This window comes from Acidobacteriota bacterium (assembly GCA_026707545.1).
GTDB lineage: Bacteria > Acidobacteriota > Thermoanaerobaculia > Multivoradales > Multivoraceae > Multivorans.
Window position 1 is genome coordinate 1,902,659 of record JAPOWR010000001.1, and the last position, 11,801, is coordinate 1,914,459.

The 11,801-nt window shown below is 68.4% G+C and carries 9 protein-coding genes; 4 read left to right on the plus strand and 5 right to left on the minus strand.

Features of this window, described 5'->3' with window-relative positions; all coding sequences use genetic code 11:
• Positions 1 to 25: 25 nt before the first annotated feature.
• Entirely contained in the window at positions 26 to 853 is an 828-nt protein-coding gene (locus OXG83_07515; protein ID MCY3964868.1) for a crotonase/enoyl-CoA hydratase family protein, read from the plus strand.
• Positions 854 to 876: 23 nt separating this feature from the next.
• On the opposite strand, the gene ppk1 is transcribed toward OXG83_07515, so the two are convergent.
• From ppk1 to OXG83_07530, 3 genes are read right to left on the minus strand one after another with little or no spacing between them, the layout of a single operon-like run.
• The gene (gene ppk1, locus OXG83_07520; protein ID MCY3964869.1) at positions 877 to 3,078 is read right to left on the minus strand and encodes a polyphosphate kinase 1; all 2,202 of its coding nucleotides are present in this window, start codon (positions 3,076 to 3,078) and stop codon (positions 877 to 879) included.
• Between the two features lie 52 nt (positions 3,079 to 3,130).
• Positions 3,131 to 5,152 carry a SpoIIE family protein phosphatase gene (locus tag OXG83_07525; GenBank protein MCY3964870.1) on the minus strand — a complete coding sequence of 674 codons (2,022 nt, stop codon included), beginning with the start codon at positions 5,150 to 5,152 and terminating at the stop codon, positions 3,131 to 3,133.
• 9 nt (positions 5,153 to 5,161) lie between these two features.
• On the minus strand, positions 5,162 to 6,034 hold the full coding sequence (locus OXG83_07530) for an RNA methyltransferase (GenBank protein ID MCY3964871.1): 873 nt from the start codon (positions 6,032 to 6,034) through the stop codon (positions 5,162 to 5,164).
• 27 nt (positions 6,035 to 6,061) lie between these two features.
• Between OXG83_07530 and OXG83_07535 the strand changes: the two genes are divergently transcribed.
• Positions 6,062 to 8,206, plus strand: a complete 2,145-nt coding sequence (locus OXG83_07535) for a DUF3516 domain-containing protein (protein ID MCY3964872.1) — start codon at positions 6,062 to 6,064, stop codon at positions 8,204 to 8,206.
• A 13-nt stretch (positions 8,207 to 8,219) separates the two neighbouring features.
• Here the strand turns inward: OXG83_07535 and OXG83_07540 are convergent, their stop codons facing one another.
• A complete protein-coding gene (locus OXG83_07540; GenBank protein ID MCY3964873.1) occupies positions 8,220 to 8,852 on the minus strand; it encodes an endonuclease III in 633 nt (210 codons plus the stop codon).
• A gap of 137 nt (positions 8,853 to 8,989) precedes the next feature.
• On the opposite strand from OXG83_07540, the gene OXG83_07545 reads away from it, so the two are divergent.
• Together OXG83_07545 and OXG83_07550 are read left to right on the plus strand one after the other, a co-directional pair.
• The gene (locus OXG83_07545; protein MCY3964874.1) at positions 8,990 to 9,874 is read left to right on the plus strand and encodes a TIGR01777 family oxidoreductase; all 885 of its coding nucleotides are present in this window, start codon (positions 8,990 to 8,992) and stop codon (positions 9,872 to 9,874) included.
• 41 nt (positions 9,875 to 9,915) lie between these two features.
• Complete coding sequence (locus OXG83_07550; GenBank protein ID MCY3964875.1) at positions 9,916 to 10,641, plus strand: energy transducer TonB; 726 nt, start codon at positions 9,916 to 9,918, stop codon at positions 10,639 to 10,641.
• Positions 10,642 to 10,649: 8 nt separating this feature from the next.
• On the opposite strand, the gene OXG83_07555 is transcribed toward OXG83_07550, so the two are convergent.
• Positions 10,650 to 11,735: a hypothetical protein gene (locus tag OXG83_07555; GenBank protein MCY3964876.1), complete on the minus strand. Its 1,086-nt coding sequence runs from the start codon at positions 11,733 to 11,735 to the stop codon at positions 10,650 to 10,652.
• Positions 11,736 to 11,801: the final 66 nt, after the last annotated feature.

Here is an 11,801-nt window from a genome sequence, read left to right on the forward strand (position 1 = left end):
ACCCACTACGCATTCGGAGATCGCCATGACCGATGTAGCAGCCCGCCCCCGCCTCACCGTCGACATCGAAGCCGGCGTCGCCGACGTGCGTCTCGACCGCGCGGACAAGCTGAATGCGCTGGACGGCGCGATGTTCGACGCCCTGGGCGCCACCGCCCGCGAGTTGGCCGAAGATTCGTCCGTGCGCGCGGTCGTGCTCTCCGGCAACGGCCGCGCGTTCTGCGCAGGCCTCGACTTCAGCAGTTTCCGCGCGATGCAGCAGAACGCAGGGAGCAGTTCGTCGTCGCGCGAACTCGTGCAGCGCACCGACGACAACCCCGCCAACCGTGCTCAGTTCGCGGCCTGGGGCTGGCACGCGATGCCCGTTCCCGTGATCGCGGCGGTTCACGGCGTGGCCTACGGCGGCGGCTTCCAGCTCGCGCTAGGCGCCGATCTCCGCGTCGTCCACCCGGAAGCCCGGCTCTCCGTGCGCGAGATCGTCTGGGGTCTGATTCCCGACATGGCCGGTCCCCAGTTGCTGCAACACCTTGTGCGCTCCGACATCGCCAAGGAGCTGACGTTCACCGGCCGCGTGATCAGCGGCGTCGAGGCCGCGGAACTCGGCCTCGCCACCCGCCTGTCCGAACAGCCGCTCGACGACGCCCTCGCACTCGCGCGCGAGATTGCCGGCAACTCGCCGCACGCGATCCGCGCCGCCAAGCAGGTGCTCGACACCGCCCGGACGGCCAGCGTCCGCGAGGGACTCGAAACCGAGGAGCGGCTGCAGGTCAGCCTGATCGGCTCACCGAATCAGGTCGAAGCGGTGACCGCGAACATGCAGAAGCGGTCGCCCGACTTCGCCGACATCGACTGAAGCCCCGCCGGGCGCGCCGGCCACTACTCCAGGTGCCAGCCGTGGCTGTCCTCGAGCAGCGCCCGCTGTGAGTCGAACGGCGGTTCCCCTGCCTCGGGCTCGATCCGAACATAGCGACCGTCAGACTCGAGGCGGCGGCAGTTCGCCGTGTCCATCAGGTGAGGCGCCAGGATGTCGCGCAGAGCCGCCCGGCGCAGGTCCGGTTCGAGGATCGGGCAGAGCAGCTCGACGCGTCCGTTCAGGTTGCGGGGCATCAGGTCCGCGCTGCCGGTGAACAACTCCTCGTCGCCGCCGTTGCGGAAGTAGTAGAGGCGCGAGTGCTCGAGGAACCGGCCGACGATGGACGTCACCGAGATGTTCTCGGACAGGCCCGGCACCCCGGGCCGCAGGCAGCAGATTCCTCGCACCTGCAGGAGCACCTCGACGCCGGCCTGGGAGGCGCGGTACAGGGCGTCGATGCACTCCCGGTCCACCAGCGAGTTCATCTTGAAGATTAGGCGGCCGTCTCCGCGTAGCCGGTGGCCCTCGATCTCCCGGTCGATTCGCCGGATGAGTTCCCGACGCATCTGGTGAGGCGCGACCAGCAGCCGGCTGTAGCGCTCCTCGCGGACGTAGCCGGTGATCGCGTTGAACAGCTTGGCGACGTCCGAGGCGATCTCCGCGTCGTCCGTCAGGATTCCGATGTCGGTGTAGATGCGCGCCGTGACCGGGTTGTAGTTGCCCGTCGCGACGTGAACGTAGGAGTGCAGCTTTCCTCCCTCACGACGCACGACGAGACACATCTTGGCGTGGGTCTTGAGCCCCATCACGCCGTACACCACATGAACGCCCGCCGCCTCCAGCGCCCTCGCCCAACCGATATTGTACTCCTCGTCGAAGCGCGCCTTCAACTCGACCAGGACCGAAACCTGCTTGCCCTTCTGCCGCGCCTCCATCAGCGCTTCGACGACCGGCGAGTTCGCGCCCACGCGGTAGAGAGTCTGCTTGATCGCGATGACGTCGGGATCGGCAGCCGCTTCCCGTAGCAGCCGCACCACTGGAGAGAAACTGTCGTAGGGGTGGTACAGGAGGTGATCGCGTCGGCGAATGGCGCCGAACAGGGACTCCTCGCTCCTGAGCGCAGCCGGCCGCACAGGCCGGATCGCACTGTCGCGAAGCTCCGGCCGGTCGAGGAAGGCGATCTCGCTCAGGTCGGCCAGACCGAGGGGCGACGGCAGCGTGTCGACCTGGAACGGCGCCAAGCCCATGTTCTGCTCGAGGAGGGTGCGGATCCGCTTGGGCATGTCCTCGTGCACCTCGAGACGGACGACGGAACCGAAGTGCCGCTGGCCGACGACCTCGACGATCGCGGTCAGGAGGTCGCTCGCTTCGTCTTCCTCGATGTCCAGGTCGGCGTCGCGGGTGACGCGGAAGGTATAGGCCGCCGCAATCTTCATGCCGGGGAAGAGCAGGTCGAGGTTGGCCGCGATCAACTCCTCGATCCAGACGAACTTGCCGCGTCCCGACTTGCCCAGACCGAGTTCGTCGCGGCCGCCACCGGGCGCCCGCACGAGTCGCGGCAGGACCTGCGGCACCTTGACGCGGGCGAAACGCTCGCCCTGGCTGCCGTCGTCGATGACGACCGCCAGGTTCAGGCTCAGGTTGGAAACGTGGGGGAAGGGATGACTGGGATCGAAGGCGAGCGGTGTCAGAACCGGGAAGATCTCGCGCTCGAAGTAGGAGCGCAGCTTGCGCTTCTTCTTGGCCGAGAGCGAATCGTGGGAGACGATCTCGATCCCGGCATCCCTGAGCTTGGGCAGGAGATCCTCGTGCCAGCAACCGTAGACGAGCGCGCGCTCCCGCCGAAGCTGGGAACGGATGCCGGCCAACTGCTCGGACGGGGTCATGCCGTCGGGCGGCGCCTCGAGCGCGCCGCGTTCCAACTGCCGGCAGAGTCCCGACACCCGGACCATGAAGAACTCGTCCAGGTTGCTCCCGTAGATCGACAGGAACTTGACTCGCTCCAGCAAGGGATGCCGCGAATCGCGCGCTTCCTCCAGAACCCGGCTGTTGAACTGCAGCCAGCTCAGCTCCCGGTTGTTGTAGTGCTCGGGCAGGCCCGGCGCGATCGTCGGCCGCGGCGGTTCGGCCGCCGTTTCGGGCGCGGAGTCGCCAGCCGGCTCCGGGACCGACTCAAGGGACGGCTCGATCAGGTTGTCGGCGGCTGCGGATTCTGGATTCGCCACGGTAACCGCTGATTCTACACCACTTCCGCCCTCGCCGGCACCGATTCCGGCTCTACTCCGGGCGCCGCCGGATCACGACGAAGGTCACGTCGTCGGCCGGGATTCCCCCAGGCGAGAGGTCCTCGACCCAGCCCTCGAACTCCGCGACCGCCTCTGCCGCGGGAAGCTGGCCCACTTCCCGCCAGCGCTCGGCGACCGCCGCGTAGCCGATCGGCTCGCCGTCCTCGCCGAGCATCTCCGGCAAACCGTCGCTCATCAGCAGGGCCGCGTCGCCGGGTTCAAGCCACACCCGGCGATTCTCGTAGGACGCGTTCGCCAGAGTGCCGAGCGGCACGCCGGACGTCATGATCTCCTCGACCTCACCCGCCGGGGAGCGGCTTACCAGCACCGGCGGCATGCCGGCCGACGCCAGGTCGAGCGCCCCGTCCTGGTAGCGCGCCAGCACCAGGGCCATCGCCCGCCGCCCCAGGTTCATCGAGCGGATCGTCGCTGTCGCGTGGGACAGGAAGTCGGCCAGGTCAAGCAGTGCGGGAGCACCGGGTGCCGCGGGCGCCGGCGAGGCCGTGCCGCTGACCGAGCGGAAGTGGCCCATGTCCGCCGACGACAGCAGCGACTTCACCACCGTCACCATCGTCCCCGCACGGGCGCCGTGGCCGGTTGCGTCGCCGACCGCGATGGTCAGCAAACCGTCCGGCCGGAGCCGGCTGAAGTCGTAGTAATCGCCCCCGACCTCCGAGGCCGTGCGCAGGAATACGGCGATCTCCAGGTCCGGGTGCTCGGGGATGTCGGCGGGCAGCAGCGAGAGCTGGAACGTGCGCGCCTCCTCGAGTTCGCTCGTCTGCCGCTCGTTCTCCGCTTCGAGCAGGCGGCGGCCCACCTCCTGCTGACGACGGAGCCGTTCCTGCTCCAGCAACTGCCGCCGGTTCTTCTCCTGGTCGCGGGCCATGCGATTGAACGCCTCGCCCAGCTTGCCGACCTCGTCGCGGCCCCCCAACCGCGCCCGCGCCGCGGCGTCGCCCCTGGCCAGGCGGTCGACCTGCCTGGTCAGGTGGCTGAGCCGGCGGGTAAGGCGGTTGGCCAGCGGAGCGGCAGCCAGCAAGGACAGGCTCATCAGGCCGACACCGACACCGAAGTTCCGCAGCGAGGCGCTGCGAATCTCGGCCAGCGATTCACCGATGGGACGCACGATGCCGTAGACCAGGTCGCCCGTCGCCGCAGCCTGGGTCACGACCACCCAATCACTCATGCCCTGCCAGAGTTCCTCGTTGCCCGCGGCCAGAGCCTCGAGCAGGGGCTGCCCACCAGGACATTGCACCCCCTGGAGCAGATCCAGGTCCTCGGGCTCGGAGGTGTAGATCTCGCCCTCCGCGTCGATCGCGAACGGCACTGCGCCGGCGCGGCGCGGGATCCGGCGCAGGACATCCCGCATCAGGCGCTCCGGCCTCACCGCGGCTTCCAGGTGGCCGACCAGGTGACCGTCCCGGTGCACGGGAGTCGAGATCGGACCGCCGAACGTTCGAGCCGCCCACTCCCGCGCCTCGCGCGCCCACTCGACCTCTTCCATGTCCCCTGCCGTTTCGTCGCCCTGTCCCGCCGGCGGTTCTCCGGCAGCGCCCCGAATCGGAAACCGACCGGAGTTGCCCGGCCGCGACCAGAGGAAACGTCGGGCTTCCCTCGCCCTCAGGCCGGGCTCACCGGGGCCGTCGCCCGGACGCCCGCGCTCACGCAGGTCCGGTTCGGGCGCGGACGGATCCGTTGGCACGAGTTCGAGCGCATCGAACAGGTCCGCGCCGTCGCCCAGGCTGCCGATGATGAACTCCGCGAGCGCCTCCCGGTCGACGTACTGGGGGTCGTCGAAGGGCAGCATCGTGCCGAGCCTTCCGACGTGCACCCGCAGGTCCTCACGGGCGCGCATCAGCCCGATCGAGATCTGCCTTGCGACGTCTTCCGACTCGGCACGCACCGCCGCTCGAAACGCCGTTGCCGACGACACGTAGGAATAGCCGACGATGCCGCCGAGAGGCAGCACGGCCAGCACCAGGAAAGCAAGGATGAGTTGGCTGCGCAGCTTCATCGTTCCGGTTCAACCCGATCCAGGTTCACCATCTTCCGGGTTTGCCTCAGCGCGGTGAGCGGGCCGGCCCACCGGTCTGCCGTCCTTGCGCCGGCCGGACAGTGAACTCACGACGCCATGGAGCGCCCGCACCTCGTGCTCCCTCAGCTCGGCCCGGTGCAGGATACTCCGCAGGTTGCGAACCATGATGCCACGCTTCTCCACCACGCGCAGGAAGCCGGAAGCGTCGAGTTCCTGCTCCAGGTGCTCGAAGAGGTTGACGAGCTCCGCCGCGGTGGCCAAAGGCGTCGTCGATCTCGGGCCGCCCGTGGTCACCGGGCGATCCGCCGCCTCGAACCAGGCGTGGGCGACCAGCAGCACGGCTTGCGCCAGGTTGAGCGACGAGTACGTCGGGTTCAGGGGAATGTGAACGATGTGCGACGCCAGGGCCACATCGTCGTTGTCGAGTCCCGCCCGCTCCGGACCGAACAGCACTCCCGAGCGGAGCCCACTGGCTGCGGCCTCTCTCACCTCTGCCGCCAGTTCACGTGGTCCGATAGCCGGCTTGAGCAGGTCGCGGCGGCGCGCGGTCGTCGCGTAGACCCGGTGCAGATCGGCGACTGCCTCGGCCGTGGACGCGAACACCGTCGCCCGGTCGACGATCTCACGCGAAGACCCCGTGGCCATCGCCTGCGCGCGCTCGTTGGGCCAGCCGTCACGCGGCGCCACCAGCCGTAGCTCGGTCAGTCCGCAGTTGAGCATCGCCCGAGCCGCCGCCCCGATGTTCTCCCCCAACTGGGGGCCCACCAGGACGATCGCGGGCTGCCGGGAATCCGTGGGAGTTCCCTCCCGCGCCTCCGCCGCGGTCCCGGCTTCTTCCGCCTCTGTTCCTCGACCGGCCATCGCGCCTCAGGCCGGTAGGCTACACAGGTGACTCCGCCCAGCCTGGGGGACCGCCTGCCCCAGACCCGAGGGGCAATCTCTTCCGACGACATCCTGGAACGGTTCCTCGACTGGATCGCCGGGCTGGGGTTCGAGCTCTTTCCCGCCCAGGAAGAGGCCCTGATCGAGCTGATGGCCGGGCGCCATGTGGTCCTCGACACGCCGACCGGATCCGGGAAGTCCCTGGTCGCGATGGCTCTTCTCTTCAAGGCCCTGTGCGAAGGACGAACGGCCTTCTACACGGCGCCCGTGAAGGCCCTCGCCTCGGAGCAGTTCTTCCGCATGTGCGACGATTTCGGCGCCGAGCGCGTGGGGATGCTCACCGGCGACGCCAGCATCAACACGGACGCTCCGATCATCTGCTGCACCGCCGAGGTACTCGCGAACATGGCGCTGCGGCGAGGTGCGGCGCTGCCGGTCGACGATGTCGTCATGGACGAATTCCACTACTACTCGGACCCGGAGCGCGGTGTCGCGTGGCAAGTGCCCCTGATCACGCTTCCCAGGACCACCTTCCTCTTGATGTCGGCGACGCTGGGCAACATGGCTCCCATCAGGGAGAAGCTCGAGCGGGCCACAGGGCGGCCGGTGGCGCTGATCAGCAGCCGGGTCCGCCCGGTGCCGCTCAAGTACGAGTACCGCGAAACGCGGCTCGGCGTGACGATCGACGAGCTCGTCAGAGATGGCAAGGCGCCCATCTACGTCGTCAACTTCACGCAGCGCGACTGCGCGCGCCTCGCCCAGAGCCTGACCAGTCTGAGGCTCTGCACTCGCTCCGAGAGAAAGGCGATCTTCAAAGCCGTAGGAGACTTCCGTTTCGACACGGCGTACGGCAGACAGGTGCGGCGCTTCCTGAGCTTCGGGATCGGGATCCACCACGCCGGTCTGCTGCCGAAGTACCGGCTGCTGGTCGAACAGCTCGCGCAACTCGGGCTGCTCAAGGTCATCGCCGGGACCGACACCCTCGGCGTCGGCGTCAACGTGCCCATCCGCACGGTGCTCTTCAGCCAGCTCAGCAAGTACGACGGCCGGGAGGTCGCCATCCTCAAGGTCCGCGACTTCCAGCAGATCGCCGGACGAGCCGGGCGCAAGGGGTTCGACGAGCGGGGCTGGGTCGTCTGCCAGGCGCCCGAACACGAGATCGACAACCGGCGCCGGCGCGAGAAGGCGCGGGCCTCGCCCCGCGGCCGAAACCGCCGGCAGTTCCGCAGGCGGCCGCCGCCGCGCGGCTTCGTGCCCTGGGACGAGAGCACGTTCCGGCGCCTGATCCACAGTCCGCCCGAGACGCTCGAATCCCGGTTCCGGCTCAGTCACGGCATGGTGTTCGACCTGATCCTGGCCGACGAGGCGACCGGCAACGGCGGCTCCCGCCGGAACTTCCGTTCGATCCGGCGGCTGATCGCCGCCTGCCACGAGCGGCCGGCCAGGAAGAGGCGCCTGATCGGGCAATCGGCCGAGCTGGTCCGGTCACTTCACCGGGCGGGCATCGTTCGCATGGCGCCTGCTCGCGGCAACGGCTACCGGGTCGAGGCGGACCGGAACCTACAACTCGAGTTCTCGATGCACCAGGACCTGTCGCTCTACCTGGTCTCCACCCTGGAACTGCTCGACCCCGAGGATCCCGACTATCACCTCGACCTGCTCAGTCTGGTCGAGGCGATCCTCGAGAATCCCGAGATCGTGCTCCGCCAGCAGGCCCGCAAGCTGCGGGGCGAGCTGGCGGCTAGGCTCAAGGCAAGGAGGATGCCGTTCGAGGAGCGGATGGAACGGCTTCGCCAGGTCACGCATCCCCGACCGCTGGCCGATCTCATCGAACCGACGTTCGAGGAGTTCCGGTGCTCCCACCCCTGGGTTCCGGGCATCGGGGTCCAGCCGAAGCGCGTCGGCCGCGAGGTCTACGAGGACGGCCTGAGCTTCGACGAGTTCATTGGCCGTTACCGGCTGGAGCGCTCCGAGGGGGTCACTCTCCGCTACCTGAGCCGGCTGTTCAAGGTCCTGAGCCGCGGCGTGCCGGACCGGTTCAAGACGGACGCGGTCTTCGATCAGCTCCGCTACTTTCACTCCCTGCTGATCCGCGTCGACCGCAGCCTGCTCAGCGAATGGGAACGGCTGTGGTCGCTTCAGGAAGATTGAGCTGCCCGCGGCCCTACCGGCTCCGGTCGACGCCCAGCTTCGGACACCACTCCTCGACCGGACAGCGGGAACACCAGGGACTCACCGGCACGCACAGCTTCTGGCCGAAGCTGACGAGTGTCTTGTTCAGGCCGATCCACTGGCTCCGCGGCAGCTTCGCCCGCAACGCCATTTCCGTCTCAAGCGGGGTCTTCGTGTCCACGTAGCCCCAGAGGTTCGTGATCCGGTGCACGTGGGTGTCGACGCAGATGCCGGGCCGCCGGAAGCCCTCCGTGACGACGAGGTTCGCGGTCTTGCGCCCTACGCTCGGCAGCTCGATCAGTTCCTCGACCGTCCGGGGCATCTCGCCGCCGAACCGGCCGAGCAGCACGCCCATCGCGAGGCGGAGGTTCTTCGCCTTCGTACGGTAGAAGCCCACCGGGAAGATGAGGCGCTCGATCTGCGCAGCCGGCAGGCCCGCGATCTCTTCCGGCGTCGACGCCACGTCGAATAGCCGCCGCGTCGCGGCGGCTGTCGCCTCATCCTTCGTCCGCGCGCTCAGAATCGTCGACACCAGGACCTTGAACGGATCCCGCTCGGTCTCGGCGATCAACGTCACGATCGGAAGCCGGGAGCCCTCGAGGTGCCGCCGAATGCGGCGAAGCATCGCCGCCAGACGGCGGTTCGAGGGAGGCGTCGGCTGCTCGGACACGGCGAGGCGAGAATAGGAACCCGCGCCACGGAACGCAACGGAGCACGGCTGGAGGCAATAGCGATGGCCGCGACTGCTGTTACCTTGAAGCGATGAAGGTCGTGGTCAGCGGGGCCTCTGGTCTGATCGGCAGCGCCTTGGTCCAGGCGCTTCAGGAGTCGGGCCACGACTGTGGACGGCTGATACGTCACGCCCCGCGCAACCCGGGCGAACTGGAGTGGCGGCCCGAGCGCGGCCTGGCCGAGCCGAAGACCCTGGAGGGATTCGACGCCGTCGTCCACCTGGCCGGCGAGAGCGTCGCCGGCGGCCGCTGGACCGCGGAGAGGCGCCACCGGATCCGATCCTCCCGGATCCCGGCGACACTGCGCCTCGTCGAATCCCTGAGCACGATCGAGCGGCCACCGCGCGTCTTCGTCTGCGCCTCCGCCGTCGGCTACTACGGCGACCGGGGAGACGAGCTGCTGGACGAGGACTCCTCAGCCGGCAGCGGTTTTCTGGCCTCCGTCTGTCGCGACTGGGAAGCCGCGGCCGCGACCGCGGCGACCGTATGCGAGCGGGTGGTGATCCTCCGCTTCGGCGTCGTCCTTTCAGCCGCTGGCGGCGCGCTGCCCCGGATGCTGATGCCGTTCCGCCTCGGCGTCGGCGGCCGCCTCGGTTCGGGCCGGCAGTACTTCCCGTGGATTCACCTCGAGGACGCCGTAGCCGCCATCCTCCACCTGCTCGCACGAGGCGAAGGCCCCGTCAACCTCACCGCGCCGGAGCCGGTCACCAACGCGGAACTCACCCGCTCGCTGGGAAGCACCCTGCGAAAGCCGGCCCTGTTCCCGGTTCCCCGCCCCGCCCTCCTCGTGGCGTTCGGCGCGATGGCGCGTGAGACATTGCTCGCCAGCGCCCGCGTCGTCCCCGCGCGACTTCTGAGCGGGGGCTTCACTTACCGCCATCCCACGCTCGACTCGGCACTCCGGCACGAGTTGTAGAATCCGGGAAGCCAAGCGGCGCCCGGCGTGTTGGGACCCTTATGGCTTTCAAGCTCGAGAAACGCAAGACCTCCGGGTCCAGATCCGCCGCCGCTTCCCTCCATCTCGGCGGCGCACCCTACGAGCTGGAGCCGCAGAGCAAGACACCTCTGCGAGTCGGCATCGCCGTGACCATCGCCTTCCACGCGCTGCTCTTCCTGATCACCTTTCCCCGGGCGAAGCCCCGTGCGCTCCAGGCGGCGCAGGCGCAGAAAACCTTCATGGTCACGACGGTCCGCTTCAAGCCACCGCCACCGGCGCAGGCCAAGCCAATCCCGAAGCCCAAGACACGAAAGATACCGATCCCTGATCCGACCCCGGACGACCCGGAGCCGCTGATCCAGGAAGAGGTCTTCAATGCGCCAGAGGTCGATTTCGAAGGCATCAGCGACGTGCTGTTCGACATCCCCGACGCTCCGTCCCCCTCCGGTCCGACTGGAACCATGTGGATCGAAGGCGACGTCCTGCCGCCCAAACGCACCTATGCCCCCCGCCCCAACTACACCGAAGAGGCCCGCCGCGCCCGGATCCAGGGCGTCGTCATCCTCCAGGCCGTGGTCGACACCGTCGGCAACGTGGGCTACGTCAAGGTCCTCAAGGGCCTTCCGGAGGGCCTCACGGAATCCGCCGTCCAGGTGGTCGAACAGTGGCGCTACGAACCCGCCACCCTGAACGGCGAGCCGGTTCCCGTCTACATCAACCTGACGGTCAACTTCTCGCTGCAGTAGCCGAGCGTCTACTCCCGGCCCGAGCCTGAGCCCGTGCTCACGCCCTGCCCCTGCTTCTCGTAGTACTCCTTCTCGAGCAGCCGGGCGCCGCGGAGAATGTTGCCCATCGCGTAGTTGCCCTCGTGACAGGCATACTCGTAGAGGAGGTCGTCGGTTCCCGGCCAGATGAGTTCGCCGCTGTAAGGCGCGGCGTAGTCCGTGTCATGGACGGTGAACCCGTAGAGCAGGTCCTTCGCCCCGTGGCGGCTGAAACGCTCGATGACCTTCAGGCCGTCGCGCGGATCGCTCTGGCTGTCGAGGAAGTTCGTCGTCTCGACGACCAGGGTGTCACCTTCCCACCAGCCGATCGAGTCGCCGCCCATGGAACGGTACTCGGCCGGCGGGTGCTCCGCGTTCAGCCGGACGACCTTGGCCCAGTGCATCCACTCGACCAGGATGACGACGTGGTCCTCGGTCTGGGTGATCGTCTTCAGGTTGTTGTAGGGCAGGGAACGCACCGGGGTGGTGGCCACGCTGGTGTAGATGCAGCGGTCACCGGGCGTCAACGTCTCGGGTCCGTCGTACGGATCGTCGCCGGCCTCGATCCACCAGGCGTCGCCGGTGTTCTTGTAGAGGTAGGGGTTCACGGTGGCCCGCCGGGCCTTGCCGGTCTCGGTCAGTTCCGGCATGCGGCCGTTCGGCGGGTCGGTGAGGACCGATGTCCGGTACTGACCATCGATCGGATACGCCTGGTTACCGAAGTCGAGCCAGAAGAAGTTGTAGCCGCCGACCGCGCCGGCGGCGCCCGCGGAGCCGTCGCCACCCGGCGGCGGCGCCTCGCGATCCGGGTCGCTGACCGCGTTCGCGCCTGCGCTGGCCGCCGCCATCATCGCGGCGATCCCCTCCGCCTCCTCCGCGGTCATGAACTCCTTGTCGCCGAAGCGGGGATCCCGCTCGAACGGAGTCAGGTTGGCGACGTCGTAGTTACCGGAGAGATCCGGTCGACCACTCGGAGTGCGTGGAACGTCCTCGTCCCCGGCGGCGGCCAGCGGCGCCGTCAGAAGCGATGCCAGCACGAGAGTGATGAACGGGAAGTTCGAGCGGCGGAAGGACATGACGACTCTCCTCGCAGAAGTTCGCTGGGGCGGGTTCTCTTTCCGTGAGCGGCAAGGAGCGTACCG